The organism is Bradyrhizobium sp. SZCCHNR1098, from assembly GCF_032489375.1.
Taxonomy (GTDB): Bacteria; Pseudomonadota; Alphaproteobacteria; order Rhizobiales; family Xanthobacteraceae; genus Bradyrhizobium.
Map to the genome: position 1 here is coordinate 692,066 of NZ_JAUEXY010000002.1, position 24,864 is coordinate 716,929.

Sequence of the window (24,864 nt, forward strand, 5' to 3'; positions counted from 1 at the left end):
ATAAGATTTGAAGGAAGGAAGCCGACATGTCGAGACACGCCAATCCCGTCACCGTGCCGTTGGCGGACTACAAGCCCAGCCATTTCCTGCTAGCGGTCAAGGATCGCGTCGCGACCGTGACGTTGAACCGGCCCGAGCGCAAGAACCCGCTGACCTTCGAGAGTTATCGCGAACTGACCGACTTCTTCCGGGCCTGCGCGTTCGACGATGACGTCAAGGCGATCGTCGTGGCCGGTGCAGGCGGCAATTTCTCGTCCGGCGGCGACGTGTTCGAGATCATCGGTCCGCTGGTGAAGATGGACACCAAGGGTCTGACCGCCTTCACCCGGATGACCGGCGATCTCGTCAAGGCGATGCGGGCCTGTCCGCAGCCGATCGTCGCGGCGGTCGAAGGAATCTGTGCAGGCGCTGGCGCGATCGTTGCGATGGCCTCCGATATCAGGCTGGCTGCAACCGGTGCCAAGGTCGCGTTCCTGTTCAACAAGGTCGGCCTTGCCGGTTGCGACATGGGGGCCTGCGCGATCCTGCCGCGCATCATCGGTCAGTCCCGCGCGTCCGAACTGCTCTACACCGGCCGCTTCATGAGCGCGGAGGAGGGCGAGCGCTGGGGCTTCTTCAGCCGCATCGTCGCACCCGCCGACGTGCTGGCGCAGGCCGTGGTGTTGGCAACCGAGATCGCGAACGGCCCGACTTTCGCCAACACGATGACCAAGCGCATGCTGGCGATGGAATGGGCGATGTCGGTCGAGGAGGCGATCGAAGCCGAGGCAGTTGCCCAGGCCTTGTGCATGACGACGGAGGATTTCAACCGCGCCTTCGAGGCCTTCGCGGCCAAGTCGAAGCCGGTCTTCCAGGGCAATTGACAAGCGGAGGGAACCGAAGGGGCTTGCCAGGAGATATTTTAGGGTTAAAATAATTTTCATTGGCTCGGCTCTCCAGTGGAGGCGCTCATGAAGATCGCGATCATCGGCGGCGGACCTGCCGGTCTCTATGCGGCGATATTGCTCAAGAAGCAGCGGCCCAGCGCCGACATCGCGGTCTACGAGCGCAACCGCGCCGACGACACGTTCGGATTCGGCGTGGTGTTCTCCGATGCCACGCTCGACAATTTCGAGAAGCATGACCTGCCGAGCTACCAGCGGATCACCCAGGAATTCGCCTACTGGGATGATATTGCCGTGCATTTCCGCGGCACGGTCCACCGGGTCGGCGGCAATGGTTTCTGCGGCTGCTCGCGCCGCACGCTGCTGCGAATCCTGCAGGAGCGAGCGCGCGAGCTGGGCGTGACCCTGCAGTTCGAGGTCGACCTCGAGGACGAGTCGCAATTCGCTGATGCGGATCTCCTGATCCTGTCTGACGGCATCAACAGCCGCTTCCGCCAGAAATACGTCGATCACTTCCAGCCCGAGGTGGATCTGCGCGCCAACAAGTTCGCGTGGATGGGATCGACCAAGCCGCTCGACGCCTTCACCTTCATCTTCCAGGAGACGGAGTGGGGCCCGTTCATCGCGCACGCCTATCAGTACGAGACGGGCCATTCGACCTGGATCTTCGAGACCGATCCAGAGACCTTCGAGCGGGCCGGCCTGACCGGGCTCGATGAGCGGCAATCCGCCGACCGCATGAAGGAGATCTTCGGCTGGTTCCTCGGTGATCATCCGCTGCTGATCAACCGCTCGATGTGGCGCAACTTCCCGATGATCCGCAACAAGCGCTGGGTCAAGGACAACATGGTGCTGCTCGGCGACGCCAAGTCGACCGCGCATTTCTCGATCGGCTCGGGCACCAAGCTCGCGATGGAAGACGCGATCGCGTTGGCTGACGCCATGCAGCGCGCGCCCAGTATTCCGGCCGCACTGGATCTTTATGAGCATGGCCGCCGCGAGGAGGTCGAGAAGACGCAGCATGCCGCCGACGTGTCGCTGGTCTGGTTCGAGCACGTCGACCGCTTCTGGGATTTCGATCCGGTGCAGTTCGCGTTCGGCGTGATGACGCGCTCGAAGGCGATCACCTACGACAATCTCACCTTGCGCGCGCCGGATTTCGTGGCCGAGGTCGACAAGGCGTTCGCGCGGCAGGTTCGCGCGAAGGGCTTCGACGTCGACGTCGAGAAGCCGGTCGCGCCGATGTTCCAGCCGCTCAAGCTGCGCGAGATGACGATCGCAAATCGCGCGGTGCTGTCGCCGATGTGCATGTACTCGGCGGCGGAGGGTGTGCCCGGCGATTTCCATCTCGTGCACTATGGCTCGCGCGCGATCGGCGGCGCCGGTCTGCTGTTCACCGAGATGACCTGCGTCAGCCGCGAGGCCCGCATCACGCCCGGCTGCGCCGGTCTGTGGAACGACGCGCAGGAGGCCGCCTGGAAGCGCATCGTCGATTTCGTTCACGCCAACTCGCAAGCCAAGTTCGCGCTGCAACTTGGCCATGCCGGACGCAAGGGCGCGACCAAGCTGATGTGGGACGGCATGGACCGGCCATTGGAGCAGGGCGGCTGGGACATCGTGTCGGCGTCGCCGCTGCCGTACTTCCCTGACAGCCAGGTGCCACGCGAGCTCGACCGCGCGGCGATGGACGCGATCAAGGCCGATTTCGTCGCCGCGGCCGAGCGTGGCGAGCGCTGCGGCTTCGACATGCTCGAGCTGCACTGCGCCCACGGCTATCTGCTGGCGAGCTTCATCTCGCCGTTGACCAACAAGCGGACCGACGCGTATGGCGGCGCGCTGGAGAACCGGCTGCGCTTCCCGCTGGAAGTGTTTGCCGCGATGCGCGCGGCGTGGCCGGCGCACAAGCCGATGTCGGTGCGCATCTCCGCCACCGACTGGGCCGAGGGCGGCGTCGCTGGTGACGACGCGGTGCTGATCGCCCGCGCCTTCGGCGAGGCGGGCGTCGATCTCGTCGACGTCTCGACCGGTCAGACGGTGCGCGAGGCCAAGCCGATCTACGGCCGCATGTTCCAGACGCCATTCTCCGATCAGGTCCGCAACGAGGCCCACGTCGCCACCATGTGCGTCGGCAACATCACCTCGGCCGATCAGGTCAACACCATCCTTGCCGCCGGCCGCGCCGATCTCGTCGCGCTCGGCCGCCCGCATCTGGTCGACCCCGCCTTCACCATGAAGGCCGCGGCCTGGTATGGCGCCGACATGTTCTGTCCGCCGCAATATCTGCCGGGCAAAGAGCAGATCTTCCGCAACAGCGTGCGGGAGCGGCTGGATTTCGAGGAGCTGAAGATTAAGGCTAAGCCGAAAACGCGGGCGGAGCTGAAGGCCGAGGCTGCGAAGCCGCTTGCGGCGGAGTAAGCCGCTGTGCCACGCTGCGGCCAGGTACGTCCTGAGCGAGTGGAGTAGGGCGCGATGAAGGCGATCATCGTTGGCGGCGGTATCGGTGGATTGACCACGGCGCTGATGCTGCGGGCGCGCGGCATCGACTGTGAGCTGTTCGAGCAGGCGGATGCGATCCGCGAGCTCGGCGTCGGCATCAACACCCTGCCGCACGCGATCCGCGAGCTCGCCCAGCTCGGACTGCTCGACCGGCTCGACCAGGTCGCCATCCGCACCTCCGAGCTGTTCTACCTGACTCGGCGCGGCCAGGAGGTCTGGCACGAAGCGCGTGGGCTCGACGCCGGCCATGACGTGCCGCAATTCTCGATCCACCGCGGCCGGCTGCAGAGCGTGATCCACCAGGCGGTGGTGGAGCGGCTCGGGCCGGAGAAGGTCCACACCGGCTGCCGGCTCGGCGCCTTCACCCAGGACGAGGGCGGGGTCACCGCCTATTTCTTCGATCGCACCGGGTCTCATGTCCACACCGTCCGTGGCGACGTGCTGATCGGCGCCGACGGCATCCATTCCAAGGTCCGGCAGACGCTGTTCCCCAACGAGGGCGCGCCGTGCTGGAACGGCCTGATGCTGTGGCGCGGCGCCACCGACTGGCCGGTGTTTTTGACCGGGCGGTCGATGATCATCGCCGGCGGCCTCAACGCCAAGGCGGTGATCTACCCGATCGCCGAGGGCTCGAGCCCCGCGACCCGCCTCACCAACTGGGCCGTGCTGGTGCGCATCGGCGATGCCAACACCGCGCCGCCGCGGCGTGAGGACTGGTCGCGGCTCGGCAAGACGGACGAGCTGATGCCGCATGTCAACGGCTTCTCCATTCCCCAGGTCGACTTCGCCGCCATGGTGCGGGCGACGCCGGAGTTCTGGGAATATCCCTGCTGCGACCGCGATCCGCTGCCGTACTGGTCGAGCGGCCGCGTCACCTTGTTGGGCGATGCCGCGCATCCGATGTACCCGGTCGGCTCCAACGGCGCCTCGCAGGCCATTCTCGATGCCCGCGCGCTCGCCGATGCCTTGGCCCGCTCCGAGCATCCGCGCCAGGCGCTGATGGCCTATGAGCAGAAGCGGCTGCCGATGACCGCCGAGATCGTCGCCTCGAACCGCCGCGGCGGCCCCGAGGGCGTCATCGATGCCGTCGAGCAGCTTGCGCCGCAGGGGTTTACGGACATCAACACCATCCTGAACTACGAGGCCCGCGAGGGCATCGTGCGCGGCTATGCCAGCCGGGCCGGCTTTGCCGCGCGGATGGTCACGCGGCAAGCCTCGTAGCATCAGATCCTCACGCCCCCGGAGGCGGGGGCAGGAAGTGGATGTTGTGCTCGGCGGCGAGCTTCACCACGTCGTCGGGGTTCTGCTCGCGCATGTTGTGGATCGCCCAGAACAGCTCGTAGAGCCGCCGCGTCGGCGACACCCAGAACAGCGTCTTCGCGGTCTGCTGCGACTTGTTGAAGATGCCGTGCGGCTTGCCCATCGGCAGCCGCACCGTGTCGCCGGCGGTGGCGTATTCCTCGGCGCCGTCGAGGAAGAAGTCGAGCCGGCCTTCGAGGATGTAGAGATACTCGTCCTGGTCGGGATGGATGTGCGGCGGCACGAAGGTGCCGACCGGGAACGTCGCATGCCAGGAGAAGCTGTGCTCGGTGCGGCTCTTCGGCACGTAGATCTGGCCGAGGATGTTCCAGGAGATGCCCTGGATGCCCTCATTGGCCCGGGTGATGCCCGCGATTTCCGGATGGCTCATGTTGGTTTTCGCTCCCTGCTTTTACTTGGCCGCGCAGTCCTTGGCGTAGCGGTCGGCGTAGTTCTCGAACACCTTCTGCACGATCTCTGTCTGGAACTTGCCGTCCGGGCGCTTGGCGACCTTGGTCAGATAGAAGTCCTGGATCGGGTAGCCGTTGGTGTTGAACTTGAAGTTGCCGCGCAGCGAGGCGAAATCGGCCTTCTTCAGCGCCGCGGCCACGGCATCCTTGTTGCTGAGGTCGCCGCCGACCGCCTTCACGGCGCTGTCGATCAGCAGCGCGGCGTCATAGGCCTGCATGGCGTAGGTGCCGGGCACGCTGTTGTAGGCGGCCTCGTAACCGGCGACGAACTTCTTGCTCTGCGGATTGTCGAAATTCGGTGCCCAGTTGGCGCCGCCGAACATTCCGACCGCGGCATCCTGCTGCGCAGGGAGCGTGGACTCGTCGACGGTGAAGGCGGAGAGCACCGGGACGCTGTCGGCAAGGCCCGCCTGCTTGAATTGCTTGACGAGGTTCACGCCCATGCCGCCCGGCATGAAGGTGAACACGGCGTCCGGCTTTTGCGAGGAGATCTTGGACAGCTCGGGCTGGAAGTCGAGCGTGTTGAGCGGAACGTAGGACTCTTCGACGATCTCGCCCTTGTAGTCGAGCTTGAAGCCGGCGACGCTATCGCGCCCGGCCTGATAGTTCGGCACCAGCAGATACATCTTCTTGTAGCCGCGGTCCTGTGCGACCTTTCCGAGAACCGCGTGCACCTGGTCGTTCTGGTACGACGTCACATAGAAATAGGGGCTGCACTCCTTGCCAGCGTAGCTCGACGGACCGGCATTCGGGCTGATCAGGAAGGTCTTGTTCTCCGTGATCGGGCGGTGGATCGCCTGCAGCATGTTGGAGAAGATCGGGCCGACGACGAAGTCGACCTTGTCGCGCTCGAGCAGGCCCTTGGCCTTGGTGATCGCGGCGTCCGGCTTCAGCTCGTCGTCGGCGACGACCACCTCGACCTCCTTGCCGCCCATCTTGCCGCCGAGGTCCTTGATCGCGAGATTGAAGCCGTCGCGGACCTGCCCGCCGAGCGCGGCGGCCGGCCCCGAGAGGGTGACGATGACGCCGATCTTGATCTTGTCGGCGGCCAGCGTCGGCTGCGCCAGCAGGCACGCGACGACGCCAAGTCCAGCGCCGAGACCGACCAGCTTCGAACTCACTTTCATGACAACTCCCCCGGATGCGGAAATTCAGGTCTATGTTTTTTGCACCTGACCAGATGATGCGTCAGACCGCAGCTTGGTCTCAAGCCTAGTCCGATGACGCCCTTACCCGCAAGCGAGCTGCCTGCGGTGAACGGCGGTTTCGGCTGCATGCAAGCAGCGCGCCAATTGCTTGAAGGTTAAAGGAATTACCGTCCTTCCTCCTCTACCACAGGGGACGGTACGTTTTTCCTTGCTCCCGGAAGGTCCTGAAGGTCAAACTCGCGAGCCTCGCTGGACGAGGCTGAACGTGCCCAAGTGATTCCGTCATGACGCTTGATTCCGAGACCAAGGCCGTCGAGCTGCCCGAGGACCATGCCGAGGAGCTGCGGCTGTGGCTGCGCCTGCTCACCTGCACGACCCTGATCGAGGGCGAGATCCGCAGCCGGCTGCGCGAGCGCTTCGACGTGACCCTGCCGCGTTTCGACCTGATGGCGCAGCTCGACAAGGCGCCTGATGGCATGACCCTGTCCGATGTCTCCAAGCGCATGATGGTTTCGAATGGAAACGTGACCGGGCTGGTCGAGCGCCTGGTCGAATCCGGCCATCTCGATCGCCGCACTTCGGAGACCGATCGTCGGGTTCAGGTGATCCGCCTGACCAAGCTCGGCCGCGCCGAATTCCGCAAGATGGCGGCCGAGCACGAGACCTGGATCGCGGACATCTTCGGCGATCTCACGGAGAAGGACGTGCGTGAGCTGATGCGGCTGCTCGCCAAGACCAAGGGATCGGCGCAGAAAGCCGTGCAGCGCCGGCAGGATTGACGCGAGCCTGACAGGACGTCGCAGGCGACGCTGCTGCGCGCGGCAAACGCTCAAACAATTTGCTGGCAGTGCACAATCTTCGGCTCTTGCGTCCAGATGTTTTAAGTCTAAAATGTTTAGGACTGAAACGTACCGGGCGTCTTTCCTTTCAGACAGGAGCCTGTGATGGCCACCGCCGCCAAAGCTCAACTTCCGGACAGCGCAAAGGCGCATAGCGCCCATGTCGACACCTTCGCTCAGGACAATCTGCCGCCGCGCGAGCTGTGGCCCGACTTCGTGTTCAGCCGGCCCGAATTCCACTATCCGCCACGGCTGAACTGTGTGACGCATTTCGTCGACCGCTGGGTCGAGGAAGGGCGGGGCGATGCGCCCTGCATCATCAGCACCGAGGTCAGCTACACCTATTCCGAGCTGCAGGCCCTGGTGAACAAGATCGCCAACGTGCTCGTCAGCAAGCTCGGCCTGGTGCCCGGCGGCCGCGTGCTCTTGCGCTCCGCCAACAACCCGATGATGGTTGCCACCTATCTGGCCGTCATCAAGGCCGGCGGCATCGTCGTCGCCACCATGCCGCTGTTGCGCGCAAAGGAGCTGTCCTATCCGATCCAGAAGGCGCAGATCGCGCTGGCGCTGTGCGACGGCAAGCTGGCCGACGAGATGGAAAAGACCCGCGCGGTCGCGCCGTCGCTGAAGCAGGTCGTGTACTGGGGCAACGGCCAGCCCGACGCGCTGGAGGCGCTGATCGCAGACGCCAGCCCGGACTTCACCGCAGTCGATACCGCCTCCGACGATCTCTGCCTGATCGCGTTCACCTCGGGTACCACCGGGGATCCGAAGGGCACGATGCATTTCCACCGCGACATGCTGGCGGTCTGCGACGGCTACGCCCGCAACGTGCTGCGCGCCAATCAGGGCGACCGCTTCATCGGCACGGCGCCGCTCGCCTTCACCTTCGGCTTCGGTGGCGTGCTGTTTCCGATGCATATCGGCGCCTCCTATGTCGTGCTGGAGAAGACGACGCCAGACGATCTGCTCGGTGCGATCGAGCGCTACAAGGCGACCGTCTGCTTCACGGCGCCGACCGCCTATCGCGCCATGCTGAGCAAGCTGGAGGGGCGCGACATCTCCTCGCTGCGCAAATGCGTCTCCGCCGGCGAGACCTTGCCGAAGCCGACCTTCGACGCTTGGCTCAAGGCCACGGGGCTCAAGCTGATGGACGGCATCGGCTCGACCGAGATGCTGCACATCTTCATCAGCGCCGTCGAGGACGAGATCCGTCCGGGTGCCACCGGCAAGCCGGTGCCGGGCTACGAGGCCAAGATCATCGACGATGAAGGCCGCGACGCGCCGCCGGGGACCATGGGGCGGCTCGCGGTGCGCGGTCCCACCGGCTGCCGCTATCTGGCCGACGAGCGTCAGCGCAAATACGTCCAGAACGGCTGGAACGTCACCGGCGACACCTACGTCATGGATGCGGACGGCTACTTCTGGTACCAGTCGCGGTCGGACGATATGATCGTGTCGTCCGGCTACAACATCGCCGGCACCGACGTCGAGGCCGCGCTGCTGACGCATCCCGCGGTCGCCGAATGCGGCGTGGTCGGTGCGCCCGACGAGGCCCGTGGCATGGTCGTGAAAGCCTATGTCGTGCTGGCGCCGGGTGCGGAAGGCACCCCGGAGCTGGTGGCCGAGCTGCAGGAGCATGTCAAACGCGAGATCGCGCCGTACAAATATCCGCGCGCGATCGAGTTCGTGACGCAGCTGCCCAAGACCGAGACCGGCAAGCTGAAGCGGTTCGCCCTGCGCGCGATCGCACAGGCCGCCGCTGGGCCATCGTCGGGCACGGGCGCGTAGCAGAGACAGGGAGAGACGTTCGTGAGCACGACCAAAGCGCCCACGCTCGCCGTGGTGAAGCAGGAGGAGGGCGAAGGCCTGCGCGTCCTGCAGCCGAGCGGCTGGCCGATGCCGAAGGGCTATGCCAACGGCATCAGCGCGGACGGACGGATCGTCGTGACCGGCGGCGTCATCGGCTGGGATGCGAACGAGACGCTGGCCGAGGGCTTCGTGGCGCAGGTGCGGCAGGCGCTGCAGAACATTGCCGCCATCCTGGCCGAGGGCAACGCCGGGCCGGAGCATCTGGTGCGGCTGACCTGGTACGTCGTCGACATGGACGAGTATCTCGCCAACCTGAAGGATCTCGGCAGGATCTATCGCGAGATCTTCGGCAGCCACTATCCGGCGATGGCGCTGGTGCAGGTGGTGCGGTTGGTCGAGAAGGCCGCGCGCGTCGAGATCGAGGCGACCGCGGTGGTGCCGCGCTGAGGGCGACGTTCGAGCGGGAGGCGCGAGACCATGGAGATCTCCGTAAAATGCTGTGAAGCCGAGCTCCGCCGTGCGCATGCGTTCCTCCCACCGGTCTCGGCTCGGAGATAATTGAAGCAAAATCCGCGAAGCGGTTTCGACCACACCTCGGCGTGCGACATTGCCCTCTCGCGGCGCAGATGCGTCCGAGCTGTGCTGGTCTCGTTCGCCCTCCTGAAATCGAGGGCGCAGGGAAGGCCGGGTGTCCACCACACCCGCGGCCCCCGTGCGAAAAAAGTGCACGGGGCAGGAACCACAGGTGGGCCGAACATTCCGGCCTTCCCTGCGCGATGGTCTGACGGCTTATACGTGGTCTCCCTGGTGCACCGGGCTTGTTGGCCACCATGGCGCGCGCAATGCGCTGGGCATTGTCACGCACGTGATACCAGCATCGGGGTATCAGGACATCACGACTTCACCGTACGCCGCTACATCACTCGTCTGCGCGAGATGCGCATGATGCAACCACGTCCATCGCAGCCTGCCCCACGTATCGTGACGACGCGTACGTCCCTCTTCGCCGAGGCAAGATGAGCGCAACCATCGTCCTGATTTGCCCGACGACACAAGGCTGTGACGCTGCGACATGGTAACGCGACGGGCAGTCACATAGCAGGTCACGGATCTCGTGCGGAGCCATTCGTGGAACGAACAAATGTGGTCGTCAGATGAGAATGTCGCCGAACGACGGACTCCGGATCGCCATGCCGCAGACAAAAACCTGTTCGAGCGTGGCAGCGCAGTGGCGGGTGAGAGCAGGGGGCAGATTTGGACTGGAAATTCTTCGTGACGACGGCGCTGGCTGCCGCCATCGGGGCTGCGGCCGGTGCATTGGCGTTGGCAAGTGCTGGTGGCGGCGGCATAGAACATCAGGCCGACGCCAAGATGCTGGAAATCGGCGTCGCTATCCTGCGCGAGCCGGCGCGGGTGGATGATGATCCGATGCGATCATGGGCGGTGAAAGTGGTGGAGAAGAAGTCCGGCGTGAGTTTTACGGATCAGCAGCGCGCGGCGTTGCTGAAGCGGGCGGCCGGGGGACGGTAGATCAGCGATCCGCTGAATAGCGTGGGCAAAGGCGTGCCTGCGCGATTGCCTGTTTGTCGATGCTGTGTGATAGCAGCCGTGCTGACCATCTTGTGCTGATAGATTTTAGTCGGCGCGCCCCGTGGACTCGGGACCGGTGTCATCAGGTGTCAGAACCAGTTGTGCCTCACGTTCCGGCCGGTGGTTATGGGTCCCGGCGTTCGCCGGGACGACAGTTGTGAGTGGGGCGCACAGCTGTGTAGGACGGCCCCAGTCGAGCGACAACCACCGCTGTCGTCCCGGCGAACGCCGGGACCCATACCGCGGGACTTTCCTTGGGCCCGAATGGGAGAGATATCCAAGGCCCCGACGCGCCGCTCCGTCATGTTGTCATTGGGAGGCGCGCAGCTTCGCTGCGCTCGCAATGACGGAGTGCGAGCGGGGGCTACTGATACGCCGACACGATGTCGCTGACGGCGCGCTCCAGCTGCTGCGCGGTCGCGCACGGGCGGACGACGTTGCAGAAGGTCTGGTAGCGCGGCATCTCGGAATCGCCCCAGCCCCAGGTCACGCGCCCTTCGGGGTTGAGCCAGACCACGCGCTTGGCGCGCTCCGAGATGGCTTTCAGGATGTCGGCGCGTGGGTCGAGCTTGTTGCTGCGGGCGTCGCCGAGCACGATCACGGTGGTCTGCGGCGTGACCGAGGCCATGAACTGCTTCTCGAAATCGACGAGCGAGCTGCCGTAGTCCGACGAGCCGAAGCCGACCTTGTCCATGATCTCGGCCATCGCCTCCTCGGCGGATTTCTGCTCCAGGATCTCGCTGACCTCGATCAGATGGCCGGAAAACGCGAACGAGCGGACGTCGCTGACGACGTCGTGCAGGCTGTGGATCAGCAGCAGGAAGAAGTCGGAGACGCGCGCGACCGAGCCGGAGACGTCGCACAGCGCCACGATCTTCGGGCGGTCGCGATGCCGCCGCTTCCACGCGGTGAGGAAGGGCACACTGCCCCAGGCGGCGTTACGGCGAAGCGTGCGGCGGACGTCGAGATGGCCGCGGCGCTGGCGCTTGCGCGGCTTGCTGTAGCGCTCGCGCAGGCGGCGGGCGATCTGCCGGATCAGCGCCCGCATCGCCGCGACCTGGCGCGGCTCAATGCGCGATAGCTGCGCGTTGCGCAGGATCTCGTGGCGCAAATTCTCGGTTTCTTCGCGGCCGTACAGTGCGAGCGCCTGCGCGACGGCATCACGCACGGTGTCGCGCAGGCCATCGAGCCCGGCCTGCAGCCGTTCGGCCAGCGCGGGATTGCTTTCGGTCAGTGCGTCCAGATCGTCGCGCAGTCGCTGGATGCCCATCGTCTCCAGCATGCGGCTGGAGAACAGGCCGCGCTGGGTGAAGTAGCGGATCTCGGAAAGGCCGACGGCGCTGGAGGCGTTGGCGATCGCAGCCGAGATCTCGGCCGTGCTCTGCGCGAGCAGCATCTGGGCAAGGGGGCCGAGCTCGGTATTCGCTTTGCCGGTCTGCTGCCCCAACGTCGGCGCTGGCTGGGCTTCGGTCTGCGCCGCCTCCTCTGATCCCTCGTTCGTCTCTGCCTGTGCCGGATCGACATGGGCGAAGAACAGGTCGAAGCAGGCGCCGAGCGCCTTCTTCTCGTCCTCGCTCTTGGCCAAGGTCAGCAGCAGGCTGTCGCGCAGCACGGTGCGATCGGACAGGCCCACGCGCGCCACTGCCCGCATCGCGTCGATGCTCTCGGCCGGCGAGACATGCACGCCGGCGCCGCGAGCGGCGCGAAAGAAGCGATGCAGGTTCTCCTGCATGGGCCCTATCCGAAGATGTTCTGGCGCTGCGCCTTGGCGACGAAGGTCGTCACCTGCGGCAGCGCCACCTCGATGTCGGACTCGTATTTCAAGAGCACGTTGAGCGTGTCCTTGACCACCTCATGGCCGAGCTCGGCGGCCTGCAGCAGCACCAGCACGCGCGCCCAGTCGATGGTCTCGCTGACCGACGGCTGCTTCTTCAGGTCGAGCGTGCGGATGTCATGGATGAAAGCCACGAGCTGCCGCCGCAGGGTTTGCGAGATGCCGGGGATGCGGCTCTCGACGATGCGCTCCTCCAGCTTCTGCTCCGGGAAGCCGATGTGCAGATGCAGGCAGCGCCGCTTCAGGGCGTCGCCGAGATTGCGCTCGGAGTTGGAGGTCAGGATCACGGTCGGCGGCTTGGCGGCGGCGATGCTGCCGAGCTCGGGGATCGTGACCTGGAAGTCCGACAGGATCTCCAGCAGCAGCGACTCGAACTCGGCGTCGGACTTGTCGATCTCGTCGATCAGGAGCACGCAGCCATCAGGCTCGAGCAGGGCCTGCAACAGCGGCCGGGGTTCGACGAATTCCTTGGAGAAGAACACGTCGCCGAAATCATGCAGCTGGGCGAGCGCCGCGTGCAGCGTCTGCGCGCCGCCGAGCACCTCGCCGAGCTTGTCCTTCAGGATCTGGGTGTAGAGCAGCTGCTTGGCGTATTTCCACTCATACAGCGCCTTGGCCTCGTCGAGCCCCTCGTAGCATTGCAGCCGGATCATCTTGAGGCCGCGCCAAGCGGCGATGGCCTTGGCGAGCTCGGTCTTGCCGACGCCGGCCGGGCCCTCGACCAGGATCGGCTTGTCGATCGCCTGCGACAGGTAGACGGCGGTGGCGATCTGGCGGCTGGCGATATAGCCCTGGGCGGCGAGGCCGGCTTCGACGGCCGCGATCGAGGCGATGGCTGAAGAGGGGGCCGGGGAATCAGCCACTGATCGAACTCCGTTTCCTTGGGCAGTCGGACCTGGAGCTGACGTGATCGGCGGTCCGGTCCCTGCGATGCCCGTCAGGCGAAACCCCTGACATTTGCTGGCTTTGTGTTATGTCCTGGCTACGCGCCCGGCCCATCCTTGTCCAGTGCGGGCGCGTCGGCAGGGCAGCATGGCTGCCTGTCCCGGATCGACGGACCCCGAAAATCACGCCGAGCGGAATATGAACCGATCCATCCTGCATCTCCTCGTCCTCTTGGTTCTCGTGGTCGGAGGCGGCTGGATCATCGGCGCCTCCAACATGCCCGGCGCCTGGTACGGCTCGCTCAACAAGCCCTGGTTCACCCCGCCGGGCTGGCTGTTTCCGATCGCCTGGACCGTGCTCTACATCATGATCGCGATCGCCGGCTGGCGGACGTATGAGCGCGTCGGCAGCGGTGCGGTGATGCAGGTGTGGTGGGGCCAATTGGTCCTGAACTTCGCGTGGTCGCCGGTGTTCTTCACCGCGCATCTGATGTGGGTCGCGTTCGCGATCATCGCCAGCATGTTCGTGCTGATCGTGACCTTCATCGTGATGCAATGGCGCGAGGACCGGATCGCGGCGCTGCTGTTCGTGCCCTATGCCTGCTGGGTCGCGTTTGCGTCCGCGCTGAATTTTTCGGTGAACGTGCTGAACTGAGATGAGGCGGCTGATGGGGCGAAGCTTAGGACGATTGGCCAGGCTGCCGCGGCATCCTCCGCCGTCGTCCCGGCGAACGCCGGGACCCATACCGCGGATGGCCGATTGTTGGAAACGGCTCTGCGTCATCTTTCTTTCTCGACAGAGGGCCCCGGTGGTTATGGGTCCCTGCTTTCGTAGGGGCGACAGTTGGGGGTGGGGCAGCCGGCTGTGCATACTGAGGCATGATGTTCGAGGCCTCCAGCCATGAACCTCAAGCAGCTCGAATATTTCGTGCAGGTCGCCGAGCTCGGCTCGTTCAGCAAGGCGGCAAGCGTGCTCGACGTGGCGCAGCCGGCGCTGTCGCGGCAGGTGCGGGCGCTGGAATCCGAGCTGAAGCAGCAGCTGTTCGCGCGCAATGGCCGCGGCGTGGCGCTGACGGAAGCCGGCAAGCGGCTGCTCGACCATAGCGTCGGCGTGCTGCAATTGGTGGCGCATGCGCGCGAGGATCTCGGCGCCAGCCGCGACGCGCCGGTCGGCCGCGTCACCATCGGCCTGCCGCCGAGCATCGCGCGGCAATTGACGCTGCCGCTGATCGACCGCTTCCGCAAGGAGTTTCCGGCGGCGCGGCTCGCCGTGGTCGAAGGCCTGTCGACGCATGTGGTGGAGTGGGTGACCACGGGGCGTATCGATGTCGGCATGGTCTACAATCCCGAGGCCCAGGCCGGCATCGAAATTACGCCGGTGCTGCAGGAGCCCTTGGCGCTGGTGAGCCACGCGCCGAAGGGCAAGCGCCGCGTCACCGCGCCGCTGCCGATGGCCGAGCTGTCGCGCTATCAGCTGATCATGCCGGAGCGGGTGCATGCGATGCGGCGTCTGCTGGAGACGCAAGCCGCGCTCGCCGGGATCAAGCTCGACATCGCCTGGGAAGTGTCGAGCGTGCCCTCGATCATCGACCTCGTCTGCGCCGGCTACGGCCACGCCGTGCTGACCCCGAGCGGCGTCGCCGCGTCCGGGCGCGCGAGCGAGCTCGCGATCCGTCCGCTGACCGAGCCGGCGCCGACCAGCGTGCTGTGCCTGGTGACATCAGCGCACAAGCGGCCGACCCCGCTGGCCCAGCACACGATGAAGCTGGCGACGGCCCTGATCAGGAAACTGCCGCGCTGACTGCAGCAATCCGTTTCGGCTCGGCGGGTGCCACCCTCCCCTGGAGGGGGAGGGTCGGTCGCCTGCGAAGCGGGTGAGCGGGGGTGGGGTGAAGCCACGGGCGCCGGAGCATCTGGAGAGATCACCCCACCCCGGCTCACTTGCGCTGCGCTCAAGTGAGCCGACCCTCCCAGGGGCGGGTGGAGCCCGGGGCGTCTACGTGATGCGCAGTCCGCAGCCCAGACCCGTTGAGACCCGTTCTAAAATCAGCATGGCTCACCTGATATCTTATGCCGTTTTGGAATAGCTGATAGACGCAGCCCGGCGCTGGCGCGCCCTGTCGCGCCCGGTCACATATCTCGTCAAGCCGCCGCAGGCGCAGGGCTGATCGCGCACGGACGCGCGCTCCTTGCGGACCTCGGCGAACGAGCAAGAACAGCCCCCCAAGGAAAGCAGAAACGATGCAAACGACCGGCCGCGTCGACGTCCAGGCCTTTCTCGACGATCACAAGTTCTCCGCCTTCCAATGGCTGATCTTCGCGCTCGGCTTCGTCATCGTGCTGCTCGACGGCTTCGACACCGCGGCGATAGGGTTCATCGCGCCGTCGCTCTTGAAGGAATGGGGCATCGAAAAATCGGCGCTCGGCCCGGTGCTGAGCGCTGCGCTGTTCGGGCTTGCCGCCGGCGCGCTGTTCGCCGGTCCCGTGGCTGACCGTCTCGGCCGCAAGCTGGTGCTGGTCGGCTCGGTGCTGATCTTCGGCGTTGCCTGTCTCGCCTCGGCCTTCGCGACCAACCTGACCGAGCTCACCGTGCTCCGCTGCGTCACCGGCATCGGCCTCGGCGCCGCCATGCCGAACGCCGTGACCCTGCTCAGCGAGTATTGTCCGGGCCGGCTGCGCGCCACCATGACCAATTTGATGTTCTGCGGCTTCCCGCTGGGCGCGGCCTGCGGCGGCTTCCTGGCCGCCTGGATGATCCCGCAATGGGGCTGGCGCAGCGTGCTGGTGCTCGGCGGCGTGACGCCGCTGGTGCTGACCGTGCTGCTGATCGCGATCCTGCCGGAGTCCGTGCACTATTTGCTGTCGCGCGGCGCCTCCGTCGAGCGCGTGCGCAAGGTCATGCGCAAGATCTCGGCCAAGGCATCGGACGTCGCCCAGTTCGTGATGCTCGAGCCGGAGCATGCCGAGACCACCCGGCGCGTCAACGCCACCGGCATCGGCATGGTGCTGTCGCCGGTGCTGCGCGTCGGCTCGGTGATGCTGTGGGTCACCTATTTCATGGGGCTCGTGATCTTCTACTCGCTGATCAACTGGATGCCGGTCCTGTTCAAGGATGTCGGGCTCAACCCGCAGACCGCGACCCTGATCTCGGCGCTGTTCCCGCTCGGCGGCGTCGGCGCGGTGTTCTTTGGCCTGCTGATGGACCGCTTCAACGCCAACCGCATCGTCGCGGTCGGCTACGCCCTGACCGCGGTGACGATCTTCCTGATCGGCCAGGCGGTCGGTAACATCGGCTTGCTGGTGGTGATCGTGTTCGTCGCCGGCGTCGTCATGAACACGGCCCAGTCGTCGCTGCCGGCGCTGGCCGCCGCGTTCTATCCGACCCAGGGTCGGGCCACCGGCGTGGCCTGGATGATGGGCATCGGCCGCTTCGGCGGTATTGCCGGCTCCTTCCTGGTCGCCGAGCTGACCGCGCGCCACCTGACCTTCAGCGAGATTTTCACCGTGATCGCAGTTCCCGGCTTGATCGCGGCGCTCGCCCTTGTGGTAAAGCAGGCCGTGGGACCCGGCGGCCGCGCCAGCGGCAAGGGTGTCGGCAGCCCTGTGATTGCGCATTGAGCGGCGCCCCGGAAGACAGAGAAGCTTGAGGGAGAGACTGACGTGATCATCGACGTGCACGGCCATTACACGACGGCCCCGAAGGCGCTCGAAGAGTGGCGCAACCGGCAAATCGCGGGCATCAAGGATCCCTCGGTGATGCCGAAGGCCTCCGAGCTCTCGATCAGCGATGACGAGCTGCGCGAGAGCATCGAGAGCAACCAGCTCAAGAAGATGAAGGAGCGCGGCAGCGATCTCACCGTGTTCTCGCCGCGCGCGAGCTTCATGGCCCACCACATCGGCGACTTCCAGGTGTCCTCGACCTGGGCCGCGATCTGCAACGAGCTGTGCTATCGCGTCAGCAAGCTGTTCCCGGACCATTTCATCGGCGTCGCCATGCTGCCGCAGTCGCCGGGCGTCGATCCGAAGACCTGCATTCCCGAGCTCGAGAAATGCATCAAGGAGTACGGCTTCGTCGGCATCAATTTGAACCCGGACCCGTCCGGGGGCCACTGGACCTCGCCGCCGCTGTCGGATCGGCACTGGTATCCGATCTACGAGAAGATGGTCGAGCTCGACATCCCCGCGATGATCCACGTCTCGACCAGCTGCAACGCCTGCTTCCACACCACGGGCGCGCACTACCTCAACGCCGACACCACGGCGTTCATGCAGTGTCTCACGTCTGACCTGTTCAAGGATTTCCCGACCTTGAAGTTCCTGATCCCGCATGGCGGCGGCGCGGTGCCGTATCACTGGGGCCGGTTCCGCGGCCTCGCCCAGGAGCTGAAGAAGCCGCTGTTGAAGGATCATCTCCTCAACAACATCTTCTTCGACACCTGCGTCTATCATCAGCCGGGCATCGACCTGCTGACCGGCGTGATTCCGATCGACAACATCCTGTTCGCGTCGGAGATGATCGGCGCCGTCCGCGGCATCGATCCGGAGACCGGCTTCTATTACGACGACACCAAGCGCTACATCGAGGCCGCCAAGCTGACGCCCGAGCAGCGCCACCAGATCTACGAAGGCAACGCCCGGCGCGTGTTCCCGCGGCTCGACGCCGCGTTGAAGGCCCAAGGCAAGTGATTTAGGACCAGCGAGATGAGCACCCCCATGAACAATCTCGGCATCGTCAAGAAGAGCATCACCCGCGCCGACAAGGCCGCGGTGGAGAAGCTGTCGAAATTCGGCGTCGCCACCATCCACGAGGCGATGGGCCGGGTCGGCCTGATGCAGTGCTATATGCGTCCGATCTATCCGACCGCGAAGATGTGCGGCACGGCCGTGACCGTGCTGCTGCAGCCCGGCGACAACTGGATGCTGCATGTCGCCGCCGAGCAAATCCAGCCCGGCGACGTTGTCGTCGCCGCCTGCACGGTCGAGAACACCGACGGCTTCTTCGGCGATCTCCTGGCCACCAGTTTTCGCGCCCGCGGCGCCCAGGGCCTCGTGATCGACGGCGGCGTCCGCGACGTCGCTGATCTCACCGAGATGCAGTTTCCGGTGTTCTCGCGCGCGATTTCCGCACGGGGAACGGTCAAGGCTACGCTCGGCTCGGTGAACATCCCGATCGTCTGCGCCGGTGCGGCGGTCAATCCGGGCGACGTGATCGTCGCCGACGTCGACGGCATCGTCGTCGTGCCGGCCGCAGTCGCGCATCAGGCCGCGGACGCCGCCGCCGCGCGCGAGGCCAACGAGGCCGACAAGCGCGAGAAGCTGGCGTCCGGCGTGCTCGGACTCGACATGTACAAGATGCGCGAGCCGCTGGCGAAGGCCGGGCTCAAATATATCGATTGAGCAGCAATGACCGTGGCGTCCAACCCAAGTCCTTCTAACCGATGGCATGTCGGGCTGATCGGCTACGGCGAGGTCGGCAAGATCCTCGCCGAGGATCTGCGCAAGGACGGCGTGCGCGTCTGCGCCTTCGACGTGAAGTTGGCTGACGCTAGGGGCGACGCGATGCGCAGCCACGCCGCTGAAATCGGCGTGACGCTCGCAGCCTCGCATGCCGAATTGGCAGCGCAGGCCGACTTCATCGTCTCCGCGGTCACCGCGAGCCAAGACGTGGCGGTGGCGCAGGCCTGTGCTGCCACGATCAAGCCAGGCGCCTGGTTCCTCGACTTCAACTCGGCCTCGCCCGGCGCCAAGCAGCGCGCCGCCGCGCTGATCGACGGCGCCGGTGGACGCTATGTCGAAGGCGCGGTCATGACGTCGGTGCCGCCCTATCGCATCAAGGTGCCGCTGCTGCTCGGCGGCTCCGGCGCGCGCGAACTGGCGCCGCTGCTCAACGATCTCGGCTTCGCCGCGAAGTTCGCCAGCGACAAGCTCGGCGTGGCCTCGGCGACCAAGATGTGCCGCAGCATCATGATCAAGGGTCTCGAGGCGATGGTGATCGAGAGCTTCACCACCGCGCGCGCCTATGGCGTCGAGGATGCGGTGCTGGCTTCGCTGCAGGAGACGTTCCCCGGCATCGACTGGGAGAAGCAGGGCGCCTATTTCTTTCAGCGCGTGATCGAGCATGGCCGCCGCCGCGCCGAGGAGGTAAGGGAGGTCGCCGAGACCGTGCGCGACATCGGCCTGACGCCGTGGTCAGCGGAAGGCACGGCCGAGCGCCAGGCCTGGGTCGCCGATCTCGCCGATGGCGGCCTGTTCGGCACCCGCGGAGCCAAGGACTTCGCGCGCAGCCCGGACTGGCGGACCGAGGCCGATCGCATTCTCAACAAGATCAAGTCCAAGGAGTAGGGAACCTCATGGAGTTCCAGAAGACCCCGGGATGGCTCGACTGGTACGACGGTCCGTCGAAGCCGCGCTTCAAGGTGCCGGCCGGCAGCGTCGATGCGCATTGCCACGTGTTCGGCCCCGGGGCCGAATTCCCCTATGCGCCCGAGCGCAAATATACGCCCTGCGACGCCTCCAAGCAGCAGCTCTATGCGCTGCGCGACCATCTCGGCTTCGCGCGCAACGTCGTGGTGCAGGCGACCTGCCACGGCGCCGACAACCGCGCCATGGTCGATGCGCTCGTGCATTCCAACGGCAAGGCCCGCGGCGTCGCCACGGTGAAGCGCAGCGTCAGCGACGCCGAGCTGCAGGCGATGCACGACGCCGGCGTGCGCGGCGTCCGCTTCAACTTCGTCAAGCGCCTGGTCGACTTCACGCCCAAGGATGAGCTCATCGAGATCGCCAACCGCATCAACAAGCTCGGCTGGCACGTCGTGATCTACTTCGAAGCCGTCGACCTGCCGGAGCTGTGGGACTTCTTCACCTCGCTGCCGACCACCGTCGTCGTCGACCACATGGGTCGTCCCGATGTGACCAAGCCGGTCGATGGTCCCGAGTTCGAGCTGTTCGTGAAGTTCATGCGCGAGCACGGCAACGTCTGGTCCAAGGTGAGCTGCCCGGAGCGTCTCTCGGTCAAGGGACCGCCGGCGCTGAACGGCGAGCAGAACGCTTATCGCGACGTGGTGCCGTTCGCCAGGCGCATCGTCGAGACCTTCCCGGATCGCGTGCTGTGGGGCACCGACTGGCCGCATCCGAACCTGAAGGACCACATGCCCGACGACGGCCTCCTGGTCGATTTCATTCCGCATATCGCTGTCACGCCGGAGCTGCAGCACAAGCTCCTGGTCGACAATCCGATGCGGCTTTACTGGCCGGACGAATCCTGAAGGAGAGAAGCGATGTCGCTCGACAAACCCTATACCGACGTTCCCGGCACGACCATCTTCGACGCGGACATGTCGCGGATGGGTTATCACCTCAACCAGTTCTGCATGTCGCTGATGAAGGCGGAGAACCGCGCCCGCTTCAAGGCCAATGAGCGCGCCTATCTCGACGAATGGCCGATGACCGAGGAGCAGAAGCAGGCCGTGCTCGACCGCGACCTCAACCGCTGCATTTCGCTCGGCGGCAACATCTACTTCCTCGCCAAGATCGGCGCGACCGACGGCAAGAGCTTTCAGCAGATGGCCGGCAGCATGACCGGCATGACCGAAGATCAATATCGCGACATGATGATCAAGGGCGGCCGCTCGGTCGAGGGCAACCGCTACACCGGGGAGAAGAAGTAAATGGCCCATATCTCCGCAAGCGTCTTCACCTCGCACGTGCCGGCAATCGGCGCCGCGCTCGACCTTGGCAAGACCGGCGAGGACTATTGGAAGCCGGTGTTCGCCGGCTACGACTTCGCCAAGCAGTGGGAGAAGGAGCAGAAGCCCGACGTCGTGTTCCTGGTCTTCAACGACCACGCCACCGCCTTCAGCCTGGAGATGATCCCGACCTTCGCGATCGGCACTGCGGCCGAATATCAGCCGGCCGACGAGGGCTGGGGTCCGCGTCCCGTGCCGAAGGTGATCGGCCATCCCCGGCTCGCTGCGCACATCGCGCAGTCGGTGATCCAGGACGATTTCGACCTCACCATCGTCAACAAGATGGACGTCGACCACGGCCTCACCGTGCCGCTGAGCCTGATCTTCGGCCAGGTGGATGCCTGGCCGTGCCCGGTGATCCCGTTCGCGGTCAACGTCGTGCAGTATCCGGTGCCGTCGGGCCGCCGCTGCTTCATGCTGGGCAAGGCGATCCGCAAGGCGATCGAGAGCTATGACGAGCCGCTCAACGTGCAGATCTGGGGCACCGGCGGCATGAGCCACCAGTTGCAAGGGCCGCGCGCCGGCTTGATCAACCGCGAGTGGGACAACGCCTTTCTGGACCGGCTGATCAACGATCCGGAAGGGCTGTCGAAGGTGCCGCACATCGAATACGTGCGCGAGGCCGGCAGCGAGGGTATCGAGCTCGTGATGTGGCTGATCGCGCGCGGCGCCATGAGCGACGTCAACGAAGCCAAGAAGGGCAACGCGCCGACCGTGCGTCACCGCTTCTACCATGTGCCGGCCAGCAACACCGCCGTCGGCCATCTGATCCTGGAGAACAACTGATATGGCCAAAGACGGTTCTAAGACCATCAAGGTCGCGCTCGCCGGCGCCGGCGCCTTCGGCATCAAGCATCTCGACGGCATCAAGAACATCGACGGTGTCGAGGTGGTGTCGCTGGTCGGGCGCCGCTTCGACCAGACCAAGGAAGTCGCCGACAAATACGGCATCAAGCACGTCTCGACCGAACTCGCCGACAGCCTGAAGCTGCCGGAGGTTGACGCCGTCATTCTCTGCACGCCGACCCAGATGCATGCGGCGCAGGCGATCGACTGCCTCAAGGCCGGCAAGCATGTTCAGGTCGAGATCCCGCTCGCCGACTCGCTCAAGGATGCGCAGCAGGTCGTCGAGCTGCAGAAGGAGACTGGGCTGGTCGCGATGTGCGGCCACACCCGCCGCTTCAATCCCAGCCACCAGTTCGTGCACAAGAAGATCAAGGCCGGCGAATTCCACATCCAGCAGATGGATGTGCAGACCTACTTCTTCCGCCGCACCAACATGAACGCGCTGGGCCAGCCGCGCAGCTGGACCGATCACCTCTTGTGGCACCACGCCGCGCACACGGTCGACCTGTTCGCCTATCAGGCGGGCTCGCCGATCGTGAAGGCCAATGCTGTGCAGGGACCGATTCATCCCAACCTCGGCATTGCCATGGACATGTCGATCCAGCTCAAGGCCGCCAATGGCGCGATCTGCACCTTGTCGCTGTCGTTCAATAATGACGGCCCGCTCGGAACTTTCTTCCGCTACATCGGCGACACCGGCACCTACATCGCCCGCTACGACGATCTGGTGAACGGCAAGGAAGAGAAGATCGACGTCTCCAAGGTCGATGTCTCCATGAACGGCATCGAGCTGCAGGACCGCGAGTTCTTCGCCGCGATCCGCGAGGGCCGCGAGCCCAACGCCTCCGTGGCCCAGGTGCTGCCCTGCTACCAGGTGCTGCACGATCTCGACGAGCAGCTCGCCAAGGGCTGACACTATCCCTCCTCGCGTGGTAGGCGCGGGGAGGGGACTTCCCAGGCGCGGCCCCGCGGCCGCTTATGGCGCCTTGGACGGCTTCAGCTTCGGCAGCGTCGCGACAATCTTCTGCTTGCCGTCGACGATCTCGGCCAGGAAGCTCTCACGGTCGATGTCGCCGTTCTGGTCCCAGCTTGCCTCCATCAGCATGCCCGGTGCCTTGTCCGGCGTCAGCGTCAATCCCTTCATGGTGGCGCCGAAGGCGTGGCCGTCGAACTTGCCGATCATCTCGGTGACGTATTTGACGAGATAGACCGCGGTATAGCCCTTGATGCCGTTATGGTCGGGCCAGTAGCGGTAGCGCTCGTTGAACTTCTTCGCAAAGGCCTGGATGGCTGGGACCGGCGCATCCGCGCTCAGGCCGACATGGCCGCGCACGCCGTTGGCGGCGGGGCCTGCGAGCTCCACGACCTTCTGACTGAGCAGCGTCGTCTCTCCGAACAGCGGCACCGACAATCCCTGACGTTTGGCCTCGATCAGGAAACGCGCGCTTTCTTCCTCGTTGGTGTAGACGAAGATCGCGTCGGCCTTGACGTTCTTCAGCTTGATCACGTCCGAGCCGAAATCGACCTGGCCCTGCTCGGTCGAAATGTCGGACACGACGTCGATGCCGCGGGTCTTCATCTCCTTGACAAAGCTGTCGCGGCCGCCTTTGCCGAAATCGTTATTCACCCAGACCACCGCGACCGATTTCACCTTCGACTGGTCGTGCAGATAATTGGCGATCTTCGGCATGCTGAACTGTTGGCCGAAGGCGGTGCGGAAGATCCAGGGATTGCCTTGCGTGGTGATGTCGGCGGCCTCGGCGCCGACGATCTGCGGTACCTCCGCCTGCTGCGTCAGCGCCATGTTGACCTTGACCGAGCCGGAGTAGATCGGGCCGAGCACGACGTAAGGCTCGCGGTCGAGCACCTTCTGAACCTGGGCGCGGGAGACGCCGGGATTGCTCTGGGTGTCGAGATGCTCGGTCGTGATCTTGCGGCCGAGAATGCCGCCAGCGGCATTGATTTCGTCGACCGCAAGCGCGACGCCATCGCGCCAGTTCGTCCCCGACACCGCGCCTGGGCCCGACAGCTCGACGACGTCCGGAATGTAGACAGTGTTCTCGGCATGCGCATGGAAGCCCCACAGCGAAGCGGCCAGCGCAACGCCGCTCAGTCGTCCCAGATGTCTCACGATATCCTCCCCCTTGTTTTTTGCTTATGGTGACGAACTCATCGGTATCTCTGCAAAGCCCAGCAGCCGCGATGGCGTTCGCCATAGCAGCCGATGCTGGTCGTTGGGATCTGGAAAGATCTCGGTGATGCCGGCCAGCAGCGGCCCGTAGTCGAGCCGTTCGGGCGCACGCAAGAAAGGCCAGTCCGAGCCCCAGACGCAACGATCGAGCGTGAAGGCATCGACGAGCGCGGCGATGAACGGCCACGTATCGGCGTAGGGATAGGGCTGCCGCGCGAACTTGTAGTAGCCGGATAGCTTCACATAGGCATCACGCTCGCGGCCGAGTGCGAGCAGCGCCTGGAAGGCGGCGCGCTTCAGCCCGTGTTCGACGGCAGGCCGGCCGCAGTGATCGAACACGAGACGGACTTTTGACCTTTCAATGAGCGGCAGCAAGTCGAGCAGTTGATCCTGCTCGACCTGGACCTGCAGAAACAGATCGAGGTCGGTCAGCTTGTCCAGCAGCGGCGCGGCGTCACGGTAATAGTCGGTGCCATGAAACGGCACGTTGAAGGCGATGCCGACGACGCCGGCGGCCTTGAGCCGCTGCAGCTCCTTGATCTCGACGTCCTTCTCGACGACAGCGACGCCCTTGAACCGCCCGTTTCCGAGTCCGAGCGTATCGAGCAGGATGCGGCTGTCCGAGCCATAACCCGAATTCGTCGCGACGATCAGCGCATGGCGCACGTCGAAGACATCGAGTACGCGGATCAGATGCGCAGCGGTGGCGATCTCCTGACCGGTTGGACGGTAAGGCGTATCCGGCGCGTAGGGGAAGCGCGCGGGATCGATGGCGTGGATGTGGCAATCGATCCTGGGGCCTGCCGGAAGTGCCATGGTCGAGCCC

The 24,864-nt window shown here is 65.2% G+C and carries 23 protein-coding genes; 17 read left to right on the forward strand and 6 right to left on the reverse strand.

Annotated elements, in window-relative coordinates; translation table 11 throughout:
- The first annotated feature begins 26 nt into the window (after positions 1–26).
- The 3 genes from QX135_RS07435 to QX135_RS07445 all read left to right on the forward strand — a co-directional run bounded on the left by QX135_RS07435 (position 27) and on the right by QX135_RS07445 (position 4,601).
- A complete protein-coding gene (locus QX135_RS07435; protein WP_316176748.1) occupies positions 27–863 on the forward strand; it encodes an enoyl-CoA hydratase family protein in 837 nt (278 codons plus the stop codon).
- A gap of 87 nt (positions 864–950) precedes the next feature.
- On the forward strand, positions 951–3,299 hold the full coding sequence (locus tag QX135_RS07440; protein ID WP_316176747.1) for a bifunctional salicylyl-CoA 5-hydroxylase/oxidoreductase: 2,349 nt from the start codon (positions 951–953) through the stop codon (positions 3,297–3,299).
- 54 nt (positions 3,300–3,353) lie between these two features.
- Complete coding sequence (locus tag QX135_RS07445) at positions 3,354–4,601, forward strand: flavin-dependent oxidoreductase (protein WP_315757985.1); 1,248 nt, start codon at positions 3,354–3,356, stop codon at positions 4,599–4,601.
- 10 nt (positions 4,602–4,611) lie between these two features.
- Here QX135_RS07445 and QX135_RS07450 read toward each other — a convergent pair whose 3' ends face one another.
- Positions 4,612–5,070 carry a cupin domain-containing protein gene (locus QX135_RS07450; RefSeq protein ID WP_316176746.1) on the reverse strand — a complete coding sequence of 153 codons (459 nt, stop codon included), beginning with the start codon at positions 5,068–5,070 and terminating at the stop codon, positions 4,612–4,614.
- 21 nt (positions 5,071–5,091) lie between these two features.
- Entirely contained in the window at positions 5,092–6,276 is a 1,185-nt protein-coding gene (locus QX135_RS07455) for an ABC transporter substrate-binding protein (protein ID WP_315741179.1), read from the reverse strand.
- A 305-nt stretch (positions 6,277–6,581) separates the two neighbouring features.
- Between QX135_RS07455 and QX135_RS07460 the strand changes: the two genes are divergently transcribed.
- From QX135_RS07460 to QX135_RS07475, 4 genes are all read left to right on the forward strand, one after another.
- Positions 6,582–7,076: a MarR family transcriptional regulator gene (locus QX135_RS07460; protein WP_315741180.1), complete on the forward strand. Its 495-nt coding sequence runs from the start codon at positions 6,582–6,584 to the stop codon at positions 7,074–7,076.
- 165 nt (positions 7,077–7,241) lie between these two features.
- Positions 7,242–8,927, forward strand: coding sequence for a benzoate-CoA ligase family protein (locus QX135_RS07465; protein WP_316176745.1), 1,686 nt, complete (start codon positions 7,242–7,244; stop codon positions 8,925–8,927).
- A gap of 21 nt (positions 8,928–8,948) precedes the next feature.
- Positions 8,949–9,395, forward strand: a complete 447-nt coding sequence (locus QX135_RS07470; protein ID WP_315741182.1) for a RidA family protein — start codon at positions 8,949–8,951, stop codon at positions 9,393–9,395.
- Between the two features lie 807 nt (positions 9,396–10,202).
- Positions 10,203–10,478 carry a hypothetical protein gene (locus QX135_RS07475; RefSeq protein WP_315741183.1) on the forward strand — a complete coding sequence of 92 codons (276 nt, stop codon included), beginning with the start codon at positions 10,203–10,205 and terminating at the stop codon, positions 10,476–10,478.
- Positions 10,479–10,902: 424 nt separating this feature from the next.
- On the opposite strand, the gene QX135_RS07480 is transcribed toward QX135_RS07475, so the two are convergent.
- Together QX135_RS07480 and QX135_RS07485 are read right to left on the reverse strand one after the other, a co-directional pair.
- Entirely contained in the window at positions 10,903–12,270 is a 1,368-nt protein-coding gene (locus QX135_RS07480; protein WP_315773061.1) for a vWA domain-containing protein, read from the reverse strand.
- Positions 12,271–12,275: 5 nt separating this feature from the next.
- Positions 12,276–13,235, reverse strand: coding sequence for a MoxR family ATPase (locus QX135_RS07485; RefSeq protein ID WP_315773062.1), 960 nt, complete (start codon positions 13,233–13,235; stop codon positions 12,276–12,278).
- A gap of 262 nt (positions 13,236–13,497) precedes the next feature.
- On the opposite strand from QX135_RS07485, the gene QX135_RS07490 reads away from it, so the two are divergent.
- The 10 genes from QX135_RS07490 (at position 13,498) to QX135_RS07535 (ending at position 22,760) form a co-directional block, all read left to right on the forward strand.
- The gene (locus QX135_RS07490; RefSeq protein ID WP_315773092.1) at positions 13,498–13,911 is read left to right on the forward strand and encodes a TspO/MBR family protein; all 414 of its coding nucleotides are present in this window, start codon (positions 13,498–13,500) and stop codon (positions 13,909–13,911) included.
- A gap of 246 nt (positions 13,912–14,157) precedes the next feature.
- Positions 14,158–15,057 (forward strand): LysR substrate-binding domain-containing protein, encoded by a 900-nt coding sequence (locus QX135_RS07495; protein WP_315773063.1) that lies wholly within the window; start codon positions 14,158–14,160, stop codon positions 15,055–15,057.
- Positions 15,058–15,497: 440 nt separating this feature from the next.
- Positions 15,498–16,874 carry an MFS transporter gene (locus QX135_RS07500; protein WP_316176744.1) on the forward strand — a complete coding sequence of 459 codons (1,377 nt, stop codon included), beginning with the start codon at positions 15,498–15,500 and terminating at the stop codon, positions 16,872–16,874.
- 42 nt (positions 16,875–16,916) lie between these two features.
- On the forward strand, positions 16,917–17,942 hold the full coding sequence (locus QX135_RS07505) for an amidohydrolase family protein (protein WP_315798912.1): 1,026 nt from the start codon (positions 16,917–16,919) through the stop codon (positions 17,940–17,942).
- A 15-nt stretch (positions 17,943–17,957) separates the two neighbouring features.
- On the forward strand, positions 17,958–18,653 hold the full coding sequence (gene ligK / locus QX135_RS07510; protein ID WP_315741189.1) for a 4-carboxy-4-hydroxy-2-oxoadipate aldolase/oxaloacetate decarboxylase: 696 nt from the start codon (positions 17,958–17,960) through the stop codon (positions 18,651–18,653).
- 6 nt (positions 18,654–18,659) lie between these two features.
- Positions 18,660–19,598, forward strand: a complete 939-nt coding sequence (locus tag QX135_RS07515; protein ID WP_315776331.1) for an NAD(P)-dependent oxidoreductase — start codon at positions 18,660–18,662, stop codon at positions 19,596–19,598.
- Positions 19,599–19,606: 8 nt separating this feature from the next.
- Positions 19,607–20,521 (forward strand): amidohydrolase family protein, encoded by a 915-nt coding sequence (locus QX135_RS07520; protein ID WP_315776332.1) that lies wholly within the window; start codon positions 19,607–19,609, stop codon positions 20,519–20,521.
- A 12-nt stretch (positions 20,522–20,533) separates the two neighbouring features.
- Positions 20,534–20,923, forward strand: coding sequence for a protocatechuate 4,5-dioxygenase subunit alpha (gene ligA, locus QX135_RS07525; RefSeq protein ID WP_315773072.1), 390 nt, complete (start codon positions 20,534–20,536; stop codon positions 20,921–20,923).
- Positions 20,924–21,787 (forward strand): class III extradiol dioxygenase subunit beta, encoded by an 864-nt coding sequence (locus QX135_RS07530; RefSeq protein ID WP_315773073.1) that lies wholly within the window; start codon positions 20,924–20,926, stop codon positions 21,785–21,787. It begins immediately after the preceding gene.
- Position 21,788: 1 nt separating this feature from the next.
- Entirely contained in the window at positions 21,789–22,760 is a 972-nt protein-coding gene (locus QX135_RS07535; RefSeq protein WP_315776334.1) for a Gfo/Idh/MocA family oxidoreductase, read from the forward strand.
- A gap of 63 nt (positions 22,761–22,823) precedes the next feature.
- Here the strand turns inward: QX135_RS07535 and QX135_RS07540 are convergent, their stop codons facing one another.
- On the reverse strand, positions 22,824–23,978 hold the full coding sequence (locus QX135_RS07540; protein ID WP_315741195.1) for an ABC transporter substrate-binding protein: 1,155 nt from the start codon (positions 23,976–23,978) through the stop codon (positions 22,824–22,826).
- A 24-nt stretch (positions 23,979–24,002) separates the two neighbouring features.
- On the reverse strand, positions 24,003–24,854 hold the full coding sequence (locus QX135_RS07545; protein WP_315741196.1) for an amidohydrolase family protein: 852 nt from the start codon (positions 24,852–24,854) through the stop codon (positions 24,003–24,005).
- Positions 24,855–24,864: the final 10 nt, after the last annotated feature.